This window comes from Candidatus Dadabacteria bacterium (genome assembly GCA_009837205.1).
Lineage (GTDB): Bacteria > Desulfobacterota_D > UBA1144 > Nemesobacterales > Nemesobacteraceae > Nemesobacter.
This window is the reverse complement of sequence record VXTZ01000007.1, coordinates 25,101-40,334: the sequence shown is the minus strand read 5'-3', so window position 1 is coordinate 40,334 and position 15,234 is coordinate 25,101. Positions and strand designations below refer to the sequence as shown.

The window sequence follows — 15,234 nt, the reverse complement described above, 5'->3', positions numbered from 1 at the left end:
GGCATAGGCCAAGCATCAGAGTCCGCAGCATCAGGCAGTTTTCCGAGGCAACTTTGCCTCGGCCTCATTGAAGCGTGTCTATGCGGACGTCGAGATCGAACGTGTTGTTCGGTTTTCCGAGGCAACTTTGCCTCGGCCTCATTGAAGCTATGTGCCTGACCGTTGGGTATATGAGAATGAGGAGTTTTCCGAGGCAACTTTGCCTCGGCCTCATTGAAGCGACGAATATCAGGAACAAACATTTAAACCTCCTTAAGGTTTTCCGAGGCAACTTTGCCTCGGCCTCATTGAAGCTGGGTCGGGATCGTAGGGGTCGAAAGCCGCGATATACGTTTTCCGAGGCAACTTTGCCTCGGCCTCATTGAAGCGTTGCCCGGTGTTCAGCACTCAATTGCCGCCTCAACGGTTTTCCGAGGCAACTTTGCCTCGGCCTCATTGAAGCAGTCCCTCACGCTGGCGTCCGGGTGATTCGGGCCCTTGTTTTCCGAGGCAACTTTGCCTCGGCCTCATTGAAGCACCGCCAGGCTCCGGAAAAAGCTCACGGCCGACCCGGTTTTCCGAGGCAACTTTGCCTCGGCCTCATTGAAGCCCTATCCCGGAGCCGATGCCGAAACCCACGAGGGTCGTTTTCCGAGGCAACTTTGCCTCGGCCTCATTGAAGCCTCGACGATTGTTTCATTTGTGTTCTTCAGGTTAGACAGTTTTCCGAGGCAACTTTGCCTCGGCCTCATTGAAGCCTTCCCATTAGACAGTGAACACCGCAAGGACCAAGTCGTTTTCCGAGGCAACTTTGCCTCGGCCTCATTGAAGCGATCTGAAATTCGTATTCTAGATCATTAGTTAGTTGCGTTTTCCGAGGAAACTTTGCCTCGGCTTCATCGCGCTTCATAAAAAACCTCAGCGGATTTTAGAATGGCTTCACGCCGGATATAGTTTCGGCTGCGCTCAACATCGGGTCGAAAGACTAAATCGACCTCCCTCCCTAGAATGTCGCCCAATTCCCTCTCCATGCGTAATATATTGGAAATACCGTGACTAATTCCGGGATGTGGGTTTACAAGCACATCTATGTCGCTTTCTGAACTAAAGTCATCCCGCAAGACAGAACCGAAAAACGCAAGCTCTGCAATATTCCAGCGCTCGCAAAAAGCGACGGTTTCTTTTTTCGGTATTGAAATACGTATTCCCATCTTCAAACCTCTGAACTATATCAATATTATTCCTCTAAGTAATTATATCAGCAACCAAAAACTGCTTAAGTCTTTTAGTTCACTCTATTTGCACTGGTCCTCCAAATCTGTATTTAACACTCAGAAAATCCCACCTATGGATCTTTCAAGCCCCGCCTGAAGATGCGGTTTCGCTTCTTCGAAGTCGAGATTAGCCTTGTTGGCGACGCTCACAATCCTAGTCCTGTAGATTTTCCATTTCAAGTCGTCAACATGAGAAGCCTGCTTGGTCCGCGTCGCGGTACCCTGTGACGCATCGGTATCTTCAGTCCGATAAACAAGTTCTCCCTTCTGAACACGCCCGCTTATTTGAATATCTGTTACCATCGTGAAGAGATCATCCGTTACGAGAGCGTCAAAAAGAAAGCCCGCAACTCCGCCTGCAATAGCACCCGCAACGGTGCCCTTGTTGATCTCGTCAATATCCCCGCCTATGGCACCTCCTATAACTCCGCCGATAACCGCCCCCTCAACCACGCCTTGGTAACCTTCTCCGAACATGGCGTTTGTCTCTTCAAGATCAGATCTACCGACCTTAAGAATATTGGCCTGGAGAATGAAAGTCGCCTCGGCCGGATCTTCCGTGATCCTGTAACCGTTAGAAGCTATCCTGCCCTTGATTCCGTATTCAATTCCGGACAGTTCCTTGTCGGTCGTATTCTTTATGTCGACGTAAACAACCCTCTCCTTGGGCGACACCGGCTCAAGAAAAATCGTCTCCGACATCTTGGTCTCAACCCTGAGCTCTCTTTTCTCGATAAGGGTCCTGGTCGCAGCGCAACCGTTTACAATAAAAAGAAGACAGACAGCCATAGCAAAAAACAGATTCCCTTTACAGACAAGACCTTTCCTCATTTATCAAAACTCCTCGGGATTTTATTGCCGGAGAAAAATTTCCGACCTTCCAGACTAGAATGGTATGTAAAAAAAGGGAAAAAACAAGTAGAAAAAACGCGTGGAAAACCTCCGCGCCCACATCTTTATCAGTTAGAAATACAAGACAAAAATCACGCCGTATACTCCTCATTAAGACATCACCGTGACCTTGCCAACGTAAATCAATCTAGTATGATTAGCCAATCCTTCTTTACCGGGAGAACCGCGGTTTAATGCTTGAACTTATGGGAGAGTGGAAAAGATCGAATTTCTGCGGAGAGCTTGGGAAAAAACACGTTGACCGCTCCGTTACTCTCATGGGCTGGGTACAGTCACGAAGAGACCATGGCGGGGTAATTTTTGTTGATCTGCGCGACAAGGAAGGGCTTTGCCAGATTGTTTTTAACCCGCAGCACGACCCGAAGATCCATAAGACCGCTGAACAGCTGCGGGATGAATGGGTAATCGCAGTAAAAGGAACTGTAACCCCCCGGACCGAGGAAACTGTGAACCCGAGCCTCAAAACCGGCGAGATCGAGGTGGTAGCCGAGCAGGTAAGAATTCTTAACACGTCAAAGGTAATACCGTTTCTCATAGAAAACGAAGTGAACGCCGATGAGCTTCTCAGGCTTAAGTACCGCTACCTGGACCTCAGAAGACCCCCAATGCGGGACAACATAATCTTTCGCCACAAAGTCGCCGCCGCGGTGCGAAGTTACCTCAACGAAAACGGGTTTCTCGAGATCGAAACCCCCTATTTCACGAAATCGACGCCTGAAGGGGCAAGAGACTTTCTCGTTCCGAGCCGGCTTAACGAAGGTCAGTTCTACGCGCTTCCTCAGTCGCCCCAGACATTGAAACAGACCCTTATGATCTCGGGTTTTGACAGATACTACCAGATAGTTAAATGCTTCAGGGATGAGGACTTAAGAGCGGACCGCCAGCCCGAATTCACCCAGATAGACATGGAGATGTCGTTTGTCTCAGAAGACGACGTGATCTCAATCGTCGAAAGCATGATAAAAACAGTTCTTCGGGAAACAAAAGGAATTGACGTAAGCATTCCTTTTTCTAGAATGCCTTACGAAGAAGCCATGGAGAGGTACGGGACCGACTGCCCCGATACGAGGTTCGGCCTTGAATTAAAAGACATTTCATCCATATTCCGTGACTCGCAGTTCAAAGTTTTTCGCAGAGCTCTTGAGAAAGGCGGAGCGATAAAGGCACTTAACCTCAAGGAAGGAGCCGAAAAACTTACAAGAAAGGAAATAGACGATCTTACGGAATACGCGGTCTCACTCGGAGCGAAGGGGCTTGCGTGGATAAGGGTCGGCGAGGACGGGTGGAGCTCTCCCATAGTCAAGTTTCTAAGCGAAGGGGAACGCGAGCTTCTGGCCAAGACCCTTTCAATGGAAACAGGAGACATAGTGTTTTTCGGCGCTGACTCGGTCGATATGGCAAACCAGGTAATGTCAAACGTAAGACTGAGCCTGGGCGAAACCCTTTCCCTCGCTGACCAAGAAAAACTTGAGTTTCTCTGGGTAATTGATTTTCCGCTTCTTAAGTACAGCCCCAAGGATAAAAGATACGTCGCCGTCCACCATCCTTTTACCGCTCCAAAGGATGAGGGTGTGGAGAAAATTGAGAGTTCCCCGGGCGAAGTGGCTTCAAAGTCTTACGACATAGTCTTAAACGGAGTCGAGATAGGCGGGGGAAGCGTAAGGATTCACAGAAAGGACATACAGCAAAGAGTGTTTGACGCAATAGGGATCGGAGAGGAGGAGGCAAGGGAAAAATTCGGTTTTCTCCTCGAGGCCCTTGAATTCGGAACCCCTCCGCACGGAGGGATAGCTCTCGGCCTTGACAGGTTTCTGATGCTCCTCTCCGGCGGAGAGTCTATAAGAGACGTAATAGCTTTTCCAAAAACGCAGAAGGGGTCCTGCCCCCTGACCGAAGCCCCTTCGGATGTCTCCCCGCAGCAGCTCCTTGAAGTCGGAATAAGCGCGATTGCGAAAAAACCGGAAGACTGAATCTCTTCCGGTCTCCGCGAAGCACTCTGAAACCCCGTTTTGTCCGATTAGGCTCGAAGCGGCAAAAAAAGCGGGGATTCTCTCTTCAGAAAAAATGACGTGAAAATTCTCGGTTGAAATGTAAGAAGTCCCAAATGGATGAAACACACGCTTTTCTGTAAAATTAATGTGTCGGAAGCAGACTAAATGGCAGCCACTTACCTTCACTATTTCATGCGCTTTGGACGTTACCTATGCGCATTGATAATTCTCGCGACCGCCGCGCTCGCAGCGGCTCAGGACGCCGGCGATACCCGTTTTGAAACGGTTGAGGGCCGCAAGATGCTGATCCTGCCCACAAGCGCCGGGGAAGCCGGATTGCGGACGCGGTCGGCATCAGGCGACATCGTTGCGCAATCCTTCGAGTCGTCCTCGCATCGGACGCACGTGGTTTATGTCGAGGGTGCTGAGTACCGCGCGACGACACCTCTTCAGGGCCCGGGCGCCTGGGTCGCCTTTGATCCGGTCCGGCGCCGTTTCGAATCGTTGCTGCCGAGTATTCGAGTCGAACTGGCCGCGGGCGAGCAGCTGGACGCCGTGGTCAAAACTGTCGGCGCTACCGGCATGGAAGCGTTTGATTCACTGGGCTTTGCCGTACTTTATCTGCCGTCGAACCTGCACCCCGCCGACGCGGTCACACGCACCCGCGAGCTGCCCGGCCAGCTCGACGCTTTCATGCGGCTTCGCAGGTCCCGCGTCAAGTGGCGTTGATTCCGGTCGCAATGGAGAAACCGCATGCGTAAACTTGCACTTTTTATGATCGGACTGCTGGGTCTTGCAGGCTGCGGCAGCTCAAATGATTCGTCACAACCGCCGCCTGACCCGTCACGGCAGGCGAGCGTCGCCTTGGCGCTTTCAGGCAGCTCCGGCGTTGAGGAGTCTGACAATCCTAAGGTACGGTTGACCCTCGTTCTCGACGCGCCCGCCACCGGTCCCGTCTCGGTGGCCCTGAATCTTGGCGGGTCCGCCACACGGGACCGCGACTACGCTATCAGCGACGACAAGATTCAGTTTCCCGCGGGCGCCACTTCGGCAAGCGCGGAAATCGACGTTTACCGCGACTTCGACGAGGAAGGCGACGAAACGATCGAGGTCGATCTTGGCGCAATCACGGGTAACGCGCGGGCTGGCGACCAGTCCTCGATCACCCTGAACGTGATCGACGGCCCCGCAGCAAGCGTGGACAAGTCCCCGCCCGACAACGCAGACAGCGAGGGGGAATCCCCTCTGGTACTTGAGCCACTGGGCTTTGATGTCGAGGAGGACGCCATGGTCGCCCTTGTGGTCGCGGGAGTTCCCCCCAATACCCCTGCCGCGCCCATGGTAACGGAGTGGTCCACGGATCCGACTTTCACCTCGGGAGTAACCGCCATCCGCGAGTGCTACGGCCCTTCGGAGAATCCTTCGGCCGACAGGTTCGGACCACCCATGAACCCCTGCGAAGCCACCCCCGACCCACTGGACTCTTTGTTTTTCCATAACCTGCGCCTGTTCAGACTGCCGTTAGATGCACTGGCGCCCGACGGCCACTACTTTCTGCGCATACGGCTGGGCACGACGCCGACATCGTTTGAGTGGGGCAGGGAATACCCGAACGTGGTTACAAACAGTTTCGCCACCGATTCGGAAGGCGCGGTACTCGTGCGATGCAGGGCGCCGGAACGAACGCCCGCGCCTGGAGGCGGAGACCCGCTGTTTGAGCAGCAGTGGCACCTTGAAAACACAGGTCAGAAAGCTTTTGCGGAGCAGGGAGGAACTCCCGGCGCCGACCTGAATATGAAAAAAGCGATCGACGCGGGCCACAAAGGCGCCGGAGTGAAGCTCGCGGTGGTGGATTCCGGGCTTGAGATATGTCATCCGGACCTGGCGGCCAACACGGCTGAGGGCGGGTCGTTTAACTTCGGCGCAGGCACCCGGCCCGGCGCATCTTCTGACGACCCATACAACTTTGCCTCAACCGGGGATCACGGCACCAGCGTGGCCGGGGTTGCCGCAGCGGCGGCCGACAACGGTTTCGGCGGGCGGGGAGTGGCGCCTGCGGTTACCCTTGTCGGGTTCAACCCGCTTGAAGCTGCGCCCGACGAGTCCGGCGATTCCGACATGGCCGCGGAAATCGCGCTCCTTAAAAGCCTTGGCACAAGCGCAAGCGAACCTGACTCGGCAAGCGTGGATGTCTTCAACATGAGTTTCGGTCTGGATGAGGGCATCGCGAACGCGGACGAAGAATTTACACGCGCGTTCAGGATGGGGGTTGAGAAGCTTCGTTCGGGCCGCGGCGCGGTGTACGTCAAGGCGGCCGGCAACGCGTTTGAGCTTTGCGAGCAGCGGATTCATCCGCTCCAGAAAGAGATAGGCTGTACGGGCGCCAACAGCGACCCCGACCAGAATACGCCGTGGATGGTCGTCGTGGGAGGATTCAACGCCGACGATGAGAAGTCAACCTATTCCAGCGCCGGCGCCAACCTCTGGATAGCAGGTCCTTCAGGCCAGAACGGCATCACGGCCCCGGCAATGATCACCACGGACCAGGCAGGTCCGTTCGCGGGCTACAGCATCCTGCCTGAAAATCGCCTGACCAGCGACAACCCGTTGAATCGCGACGGCGACTACATCAACTCCTTCGGCGGTACATCTTCAGCGGCTCCCGCGGTCTCAGGCGCCGTAGCCATCCTCCTCGGAATCAGTCCGGAATTGACCTGGCGGGACATAAAGCACATACTGGCAAGCACGGCGCGCAAAATCGACCCGGATATCGCCGAAGTCCGGGCCGCGTTCAAAGGCACTCCCTACATCCTCCAGCACGCCTGGCAGACAAATGCCGCCGGGTTTGACTTCCACAACTGGTACGGTTTCGGCGCGGCCGACGTCGACGCCGCGGTCGCGATGGCGGAAAGCCACACTCCCGACAGCCTCGGCACTCTGGTTGAATCGGAATGGTTTGAGGCGGGGAGGCTTTCGACGCGTATCCCCGATGCGGACGGGGCCGGGATCAGCGCCGCTATGGAAGTCTCAGGCCTTCCCGAAGACGCGGATATTGAGGCTGTGGTGCTCGAGATCGCCGTCGAAGGCGGCGACGCTTTCGATCTCGGCATCACCCTGAGATCGCCTGCGGGCACGCAAAGCGTACTCAATACACCCTTAAACAGCCTGCTCGAGGGATCTCCCGGAATCTCCGACTGGCACCTGCTCAGCAACGCCTTCTACGGCGAGAATCCAAACGGCACATGGACGCTGCACGTGGCGGACATCGTTGCTGCCGACACGGGCACGCTGACCGACTGGAAGCTCCGGTTCTACCACGGCAAGCACGGCGCGAACTGACGCGCTCTTGACACCACCTGAAGTACGTTCCTCGAAGCCCGTCGCCTGGTCCCCGAAGTGCCCCGGGTTCGCAACAGGTGCCACTCTCAAAAAATCAGAAATCACCGGGACAGGAGCCTGTCCCGGAACGGACAGCAAGAGCAGAGGAGCAGGCAGGTCCGCTCAAAGATCAGGTCGTTTTTACGAAACCGGAAAAATCGCTGTTTGCTTTATGTTTTTTTGTGCTATCATTCTACCCACTTAAAGGTTCAGGGCAGGCGGAATTGCGCTGTAAACGGGTTTTCAGTCGGTTGAAATCCTCTGTCGCGTAATTCCGAGGAAGGTGCATGGACATCTGGAAAAACTTTCACGGGCTCAACTCGGGTTACGTAATGGATCTTTACGAGCGTTACGTAAAGGACTCTTCTTCAGTCGACCCCGCCACGAAAACCATCTTCAGGGGATGGAAGCCCGACAGCAAGTACTCGTCTCTCAGGGTCGAGATCGAACCCGAGATCGAGAAAAACGGGTTCAAGCAGTCATCGGTAAGGGACGTCAACAAGGCCGTCGCGATTGCGAACATGGCCCAGGCGATAAGACGGCACGGCCACCTAGCAAGCAGAATAGACCCCCTCGGGGGTCCCGTTCACGGAGACCTAACTCTGCACGCCGAAACATTCGGGCTTGATGAGGAGGAGCTTAGGGACTTTCCCTCGACTCTTGTGGGATGGCCTCTTTCCCAGAACTCGCTTGATGCGCTTGACGGAATAAAGAAGCTGAGAAAAATCTACTCTTCCACCACGGGTTATAACTATGACCACATCTACGAAGCTGAGGAGAGAAGGTGGATGAGAGGTGCCATAGAGTCGGGTGTTTACCGCCCTCCCCTAAATCCCGTTAACGAAGTGGAACTTCTCGATACCCTCACCAGAGTGGAGGTATTCGAAAACTTCCTCCACAGGATCTTCCCCGGGAAATTCAGGTTCTCAATAGAAGGCGTCGACATGCTGGTGCCAATGCTGAATGAACTGATACTCCTCGCCATCAAAGCCGACATACACCAGATAATTCTCGGAATGGCCCATCGCGGAAGGCTGAACGTGATGCACCACGTGATGGAGAAAAACTACAAGTACACGCTGCTTAAGTTCAAGGATCCTGTTCTGGTAAGGGACTTCGCAGACGACATGGGGTGGACCGGGGACGTAAAGTACCACGAGGCCGTAAAACGCGATATCCCGACCGGGGACACGCTTGACCGCAACATGAGGATCACCATGGTTCCCAACCCCAGCCACTTGGAATCGGTAAATCCCGTAGTGCAGGGAATGTCGAGGGCATGCGGGACAAGCGACGATGCACCTGGCAACCCCAGATTTGATCCGTCAACTGTAATCCCGGTGCAGATTCACGGGGATTCGGCATTCATGGGACAGGGGATAAACGCCGAAACGCTTAATCTCTCCGCTCTTCCGGGCTATCGTGCCGGCGGAACCATACACATAATCACCAACAACCAGCTGGGCTACACCACGCTTCCCTCCGACAGCAGAAGCACGCTTTATGCAAGCGATCTCGCAAAGGGATTCGAAATACCGATTGTCCACGTAAACGCGGACGACCCGGTTGCTTGCATAGAGTCAATACGCCTGGCCTTCGGCTACACATCGAGATTCGAAAAACATTTCCTCATAGACCTTGTCGGCTACAGAAGGTACGGACACAACGAGGCGGACGAACCGGGATTCACCCAGCCCACGATATACAAAAAGATAGACAGTCATCCCCGGGTGATGGACATCTGGGCAAAGAAACTGATAGAAAAAGGCACCGTCTCGGAAAAACAGGTAGAACAGCTACAGGAAGAATATATCAAGAAGATTGCCGAGGAATTCGAATCGATTTCCCCTGACGACTCCCCCGAGGAATCAACGGCGCCCTCCCCAGAACACGAGATAGCGAAAAGAACGGTTACCAAGGTTCCCGACGAAACCCTGCGCGGACTAAACGACTCCCTTCTCTCGGTTCCCGAAGGATTCACGGTAAATTCGAAAATCGCCAGAATACGCGACAGAAGAAAAAACACTCTCGACGACCCGAAAGAAAAGACAATTGACTGGGCCATGGCGGAAGAACTAGCCTACGCTTCCATAATCGCACAAGGCATTCCCATCAGGATAACCGGACAGGATTGCGAGAGGGGTACTTTCAGCCATCGTCACGCAGTGCTCCACGACTCTGAGAACGGCGCAATTCATACTCCTCTGGAGAGGATCCCGCAGGCAAAAGCTGCATTCGAGATAAAAAACAGCCCGCTCAGCGAAAACGCCTGCCTGGGTTTTGAGTACGGATACTGTATCGAGAGAACAAACTGCCTTGTAATATGGGAAGCCCAGTACGGGGACTTCATAAACGGGGCTCAGACCATAGTGGACGAGTATCTTGTATCGGCAAGGGCGAAATGGGGACAGACCCCTTCCCTGGTTCTCCTGCTCCCTCACGCTTATGAAGGACAGGGCCCTGACCACTCGAGCGGGAGGCTTGAAAGATTCCTCATGTCGGCCGCCGAATACAATATAAGGATAGTGAACTGCACCACTTCAGCGCAGTTTTTCCACGTACTTCGCCGCCAAGCCCTGCTGCTTGAAAAAGATCCCCTTCCCCTGATCGTCATGACGCCCAAGGGACTTCTACGAAGCCCGATGATAAACTCGTCCCTTAAGGATCTATCCGAGGGAAAATGGCTTCCCGTAATCGACGATCCGATGACCACCAGACAGACAAAAAAAGTAAGAAGGCTGATATTCTGCAGCGGCAAGGTATACGTTGACCTCATCTCAAGTGAACTCAGAGCCAAATCGCCTGATGTTGCCATAGCCAGAATCGAGCAGCTTTACCCGAGACCCAAGGAAGAGGCAAGCGCCGTTTTGGAGAGGTATGGTAAACTTGAAGAGGTGGTCTGGGTACAGGAAGAACCCCAGAACGCGGGAGCCTGGAAATACATGCTGCCTTTTTTCAAAAGAAAAATCATCAAGAAACGGTTTCCACTCAGCTATATAGGAAGAAAGCGCTACTCAAGCCCCTCCGAAGGACTTTCCTCCATGCACAAATACAATCAGGGGTTGCTTATAAAGCAGGCGTTCAGCATAGACAAAGTAGTGGAAGGAAATGAGGAAAGCGGGATAACCTGGCACAGAGATATCTGAGACAAAGGCGCAAGCGAGGGAGAAAATGGCCAAGAACATCGTCGTTCCCCACTTGGGGGATTCCGTAATAGAAGCAACAATAATCAAGTGGACCAAGCAACAGGGAGACACGGTAAGACTCGGGGAAACCGTTGTTGAGCTTGAGACCGAGAAAGCTAACTTCGAAGTCGCCGCCGAAGCAACGGGAATCTTGGCGTCAATAGCGAAAAAAGCAGACGAGGATGTCGAAGTAGGAGACATCCTAGGAACCATTGAAGTATCCGAAAGCAAAAAGGATACAAGAAGCGGTGCAGAAGAATCTCCTAAGAAAACTGAAGCCTCACCCCAACCCCAAACCGAAGGAACTCCCCAAGAAAAGCAGCCTGAAGAAGAACCCGAGACCAGAGTGACTCCCGTCGCGAGAAATATCGCCGAGCAGAACGAAGTCGACCTCTCCCAGATCGTACCCGAGGGAAACAGAATCACGAAAGAAGATGTGGAAAGGCACCTTGAGTCACAGAGAACCGGAGGGGAAATCCCGCAAGAAGCCCCCCCGGAGGAGGAAGTTTCCGAAACCCCGGTATCGCCGGATATTTTCCCGTCCCTCTCACAGCTTACCGCAAACAAGGAGAAGAGAATGAAAATGTCGAGACGTCGCAGGACCATAGCAAGACGTCTCGTGGAAGCTCAGCAGACAGCCGCCATACTTTCCACTTTTAATGAAATCGACATGTCTAACGTAATGGAGCTTCGATCGAGAAAAAAAGACGCTTTCCGGGAAAAATACGGAGTGAGTCTCGGTTTTTCCTCCTTTTTCATAAAAGCCTCCATTGGAGCGCTCAGGTTGTTTCCTGAGATAAATGCCGAGATCCAGGAAGATGAAATAGTCTATAAAAATTACTACGATATCGGAATAGCCGTAGGGGCCGAGGGAGGACTTGTTGTTCCCGTCATAAGGGAGGCTGACAGAAAAACCTTCGCACAGATAGAAAAAGAAGTCAGGGAACTAGCCGAAAAGGCAAACACAAACACGCTTTCGCTCGATGAAATCTTCGGCGGGACTTTCACCATAACAAACGGAGGGGTGTACGGTTCGCTGATGAGCACCCCTATACTGAATCCGCCCCAAGTCGCGATACTTGGACTTCACAAGATAGAGGAAAGGCCCGTGGCGGTTAACGGGGACATAGTGATAAAACCGATGATGTACACGGCACTCAGCTACGACCACAGGATAGTTGACGGAAAGGAAGCCGTGCAGTTCCTCGTAAAGGTAAAGGAACTTATTGAAGATCCAGAGACCCTTCTCATTGAAGGATGAGACGAGGGGTCATTTGGATTCGGCCTTGGCACCTGAGGTGGAAAATATCCCCGTTTGACAGGTTTTGACCCCCCCCCTCCGATCAATTGAAGTTAAGACCCAGAAAACGTATAATCCGACTTGTGTTAGCAGAGTTGGGCAAGGAAGTGACCGACTAACACATGTTTAACTTAACATCGTAATAGGCCGCATCTAAGGCACAATGATCGCTGGCTTCAAAGACAAAAGGACGGAAGCTTTCTACCGTGGGCGCAGGGTTGCAGCTTTCTCTGGATTTGAGCAAGCTGCCTCGCGAAAACTGGACCAACTCGACGCAGCGCTTAGCATCCGTGACTTGGCCCGGCCCGGTTAATGTTGAGATTGTTGATTATCATTGAGGAGATAAACCATGACTCGTAGCCCTATCCATCCAGGTGAAACCCTGCGTGAAGATCTGGAGGCCCTTGATATGAGTGCGGCCGAGTTAGCCCGCCAAATTGACGTCCCGGCGACGCATATCACGGAAATTCTAAACGGCCGTCGCGCAATTACTGGTGACACCGCATTACGGTTAGGCCATTATTTTGGAACATCTGGAGAATTCTGGCTTAATCTCCAGAAGCTCTACGAATTAAGGCTCGCCGAACGCGAAAAGGGCGAGCAGATTGCCCACCTACCATCTTTAGATACCGTATTATAGACTTGTGGAACCCTCCAGAGATCACCGCGCCGCATAATGGAAAACGATCAAAAACTCTTGCATTGATATTCTATGAGTTCGTATCAAGCTCAAGCATTTCACCCCACTTAGTCCTTACGTGTCTGAAGAGGCTTTCGTGTTTCCCAAGATCTTCCCCTGCGCCTATTAATTCCCGGGCTGACTCTCTGGCTTCGTTCAAAAGAGCGGAATCCCTGATCAGATTCCCGAAGCTGAAGCCCGGAACACCTGACTGCTTAGTGCCCATGAATTCCCCGGGGCCCCTGTTAGCTAGGTCAGCCTCGGAAATTCTGAATCCATTTGAAGTCTCCCCCATTATCCTCAGCCTCTCCCCGGAATCCTCCCCCGACGCGAACGAATATAGGACGTAGCAGGTCGATTCATGTTCTCCCCTTCCCACTCTTCCCCTCATCTGGTGAAGCTGCGAGAGTCCGAAGCGCTCCGCGTTCTCTATGACGATTACAGTAGCGTTGGGAACATCGACCCCGACCTCTATCACGGTGGTGGAAACCAGGATATCGCACCGCCTCGCCAGAAAATCCTCCATCACCCCGTCTCTTTCCTTGCTTTTCATCCTGCCGTGAAGAAGTGAAACATGAAATTCGGGGAACTCTCCGCGAAGCTCTTCCGTCATTTTGGTCACATGTCTTATATGCCTGAAATCCTCATTCTCGGACTCTTCTATGAACGGATAGACAAAATACGCCTGGCGCCCCTCGCCAAGCTTCTTTCTTATCTCATCGTAAAACCATGTCCGGTTTTTCCGCGTATCGCTGAGAACAAAGGTATTTATCCTCTTTCTCGAGGGAGGAAGCTCATCGATCACGGAGAGTTCAAGATCCCCATACACGGTAATGGCCAGGGTTCTCGGAATCGGGGTAGCCGTCATCACAAGCACATCGGGAGCCGTTCCCTTGTGCACAAGCTTGGCCCTCTGGAGAACCCCGAACCTGTGCTGCTCGTCTATTACGACAAACCCCAGGGCCTTGAATTCCACCCCTTCTGAAATCAGGGCGTGGGTTCCCACGACTATATCGGCACGCCCGGTTTTTATATCTTCATAAACCCGGATCTTTTCTTTCCGCGTGAGCCCGCTTTTGAGAAGATTAATCTCCACTCCCATGTCTTCGGTCATTCGCCTGATGTTGCGAAAATGCTGCTCGGCCAGTATTTCCGTGGGGACCATGAGAGCGGCCTGGTAGCCGGACTCAACCACACGGAGCATCGAGACAAGGGCAACCAGCGTTTTTCCGCTCCCCACGTCCCCCTGCAGAAGCCTGTTCATCGGGCATGGGGAAACCATATCGGAAGCAATTGCCGAGACCGCCTTTTCCTGAGCCGAAGTGAGACTGAAAGGAAGCGAGCGGAGAAGTTTTTCCGTGAGAACGCCGCTTGAGTCAAACGACAAGCCCCTGCTTTGCTCAACCTTCCGTTTCTTCATCAGAAGTCCGAGCTGAAGAACAAAAAACTCGAAGAATATTATTGTCCTGTGAGCCCGCGAACCCATGACCGACACGGGGTCGTCAAAATCAACGGGTGGAAAACCAGCACTTGGAAAATGTACTTGCTCCAAGGCTTCGGGCATATCCATAAGATAGTGCTTTTCCTGGATTTCCTTCGGGACCAGCTCTTTGAGGCTCCGTGCGTAACCGTCGAGCATGCTTCTTACTATTTCCCTCAGCCTTTTCTGCGTAAGACCCTCCGTAAGCGGGTAAACGGGAACTATTCTTCCAAACTGAAGGGGGTTTCCGATATCGTCTTCGTCTTCTATTGTTTCAATATCCTGGGGAAGAGGATGAATCATCTGAAGAATCCTGCCTCCCGGGGCCAGCGATACCTTGCCGTGAATTATGAAATGCCTCTCTTTTTTGAAAATCCCCCTGAGGTAGCGGGCATTGTAGTTAAACCAGGTGAGTCTCAGTCTCTGCGTTCCGTCAGAAAGCAAGACCTGGAAAAATTTTCTGTTTCTGTTTCTTATGTCCCCGATAGAAACAACCTTGCCTCTTACCGTGTAGAAACCCTCTGGAACGATCTCCGAGATGCTGGTTATCTTTGTTCTGTCATCATATTTTCTCGGACGGTAGAAAAGAAGGTCGTAGACGCTTCGTATGGATCTTTTGGCCAGAAGACTCGCGGCCTTAGCCCCGATGCCCGGGACATCGGCCACGCTTTCGAAAAAGCCTCTATCCCGGCTTTGAGGGAGGTTTTTTTTCTTCTGGCGAGATTGCGGAGCGCGGGAGCGTGGCGGAGCATCCGATTCGGGCAGTCGGGCCGCGGCACCTCTTATTCCATGAATAACGGCAAGAGCCGAAGATATCCTTTCTGTTTTCTCCGAGCGCGTAAGCTCTTTGAAATCGGAGAAAGAATTTCTGAGTGCGGAAACAGGAGTTTTTATTTTCTCTGGAAACTTTCCCGTGAGAAACCTAGTTGAGATTCTCCTTATGTCCTCTCCAAGTTCGGGAATCTTGTCAAGGTTTGAAAAATTATTCCTTGAGGCAAAAAGAAGTGGAGTTTCCAGAGAATGCAGGATTTTTTCCAGCTCGCCCCGCATAATGAA

8 protein-coding genes, 1 pseudogene and 1 CRISPR repeat array are annotated in these 15,234 nt (G+C 52.8%); of the genes and pseudogenes, 6 read left to right on the top strand and 3 right to left on the bottom strand.

Going from position 1 to position 15,234, the window contains the following annotated elements; all coding sequences use genetic code 11:
- Positions 1 to 37 precede the first annotated feature (37 nt).
- A CRISPR array of direct repeats spans positions 38 to 885; the repeat unit is 37 nt; unit sequence GTTTTCCGAGGCAACTTTGCCTCGGCCTCATTGAAGC.
- Positions 886 to 926: 41 nt separating this feature from the next.
- Positions 927 to 1,190: pseudogene (locus tag F4Z13_00965) on the bottom strand (DNA polymerase subunit beta).
- 120 nt (positions 1,191 to 1,310) lie between these two features.
- On the bottom strand, positions 1,311 to 2,084 hold the full coding sequence (locus F4Z13_00960) for a conjugal transfer protein TraT (protein MXZ47816.1): 774 nt from the start codon (positions 2,082 to 2,084) through the stop codon (positions 1,311 to 1,313).
- A 254-nt stretch (positions 2,085 to 2,338) separates the two neighbouring features.
- Here F4Z13_00960 and aspS point away from each other — a divergent pair, with 254 nt between their 5' ends.
- From aspS to F4Z13_00930, 6 genes are all read left to right on the top strand, one after another.
- Positions 2,339 to 4,135: an aspartate--tRNA ligase gene (gene aspS, locus F4Z13_00955; protein MXZ47815.1), complete on the top strand. Its 1,797-nt coding sequence runs from the start codon at positions 2,339 to 2,341 to the stop codon at positions 4,133 to 4,135.
- A gap of 186 nt (positions 4,136 to 4,321) precedes the next feature.
- Positions 4,322 to 4,885: a hypothetical protein gene (locus F4Z13_00950; protein MXZ47814.1), complete on the top strand. Its 564-nt coding sequence runs from the start codon at positions 4,322 to 4,324 to the stop codon at positions 4,883 to 4,885.
- 24 nt (positions 4,886 to 4,909) lie between these two features.
- Positions 4,910 to 7,495, top strand: a complete 2,586-nt coding sequence (locus tag F4Z13_00945; protein MXZ47813.1) for a S8 family serine peptidase — start codon at positions 4,910 to 4,912, stop codon at positions 7,493 to 7,495.
- A gap of 326 nt (positions 7,496 to 7,821) precedes the next feature.
- Positions 7,822 to 10,680: a 2-oxoglutarate dehydrogenase E1 component gene (locus F4Z13_00940; GenBank protein MXZ47812.1), complete on the top strand. Its 2,859-nt coding sequence runs from the start codon at positions 7,822 to 7,824 to the stop codon at positions 10,678 to 10,680.
- 25 nt (positions 10,681 to 10,705) lie between these two features.
- Complete coding sequence (gene odhB, locus F4Z13_00935; protein MXZ47811.1) at positions 10,706 to 11,980, top strand: 2-oxoglutarate dehydrogenase complex dihydrolipoyllysine-residue succinyltransferase; 1,275 nt, start codon at positions 10,706 to 10,708, stop codon at positions 11,978 to 11,980.
- 388 nt (positions 11,981 to 12,368) lie between these two features.
- Complete coding sequence (locus F4Z13_00930) at positions 12,369 to 12,659, top strand: HigA family addiction module antidote protein (GenBank protein ID MXZ47810.1); 291 nt, start codon at positions 12,369 to 12,371, stop codon at positions 12,657 to 12,659.
- A 70-nt stretch (positions 12,660 to 12,729) separates the two neighbouring features.
- Here F4Z13_00930 and recG read toward each other — a convergent pair whose 3' ends face one another.
- Positions 12,730 to 15,228 carry an ATP-dependent DNA helicase RecG gene (gene recG, locus F4Z13_00925; GenBank protein MXZ47809.1) on the bottom strand — a complete coding sequence of 833 codons (2,499 nt, stop codon included), beginning with the start codon at positions 15,226 to 15,228 and terminating at the stop codon, positions 12,730 to 12,732.
- Positions 15,229 to 15,234: the final 6 nt, after the last annotated feature.

Coding starts and splice junctions, on each gene's coding strand:
- F4Z13_00960 (MXZ47816.1), bottom strand. CDS start 2,084: ATGAGGAAAGGTCTTGTCTGTAAAGGGAATCTGTTTTTTGCTATGGCT.
- aspS (MXZ47815.1), top strand. CDS start 2,339: ATGCTTGAACTTATGGGAGAGTGGAAAAGATCGAATTTCTGCGGAGAG.
- F4Z13_00950 (MXZ47814.1), top strand. CDS start 4,322: ATGGCAGCCACTTACCTTCACTATTTCATGCGCTTTGGACGTTACCTA.
- F4Z13_00945 (MXZ47813.1), top strand. CDS start 4,910: ATGCGTAAACTTGCACTTTTTATGATCGGACTGCTGGGTCTTGCAGGC.
- F4Z13_00940 (MXZ47812.1), top strand. CDS start 7,822: ATGGACATCTGGAAAAACTTTCACGGGCTCAACTCGGGTTACGTAATG.
- odhB (MXZ47811.1), top strand. CDS start 10,706: ATGGCCAAGAACATCGTCGTTCCCCACTTGGGGGATTCCGTAATAGAA.
- F4Z13_00930 (MXZ47810.1), top strand. CDS start 12,369: ATGACTCGTAGCCCTATCCATCCAGGTGAAACCCTGCGTGAAGATCTG.
- recG (MXZ47809.1), bottom strand. CDS start 15,228: ATGCGGGGCGAGCTGGAAAAAATCCTGCATTCTCTGGAAACTCCACTT.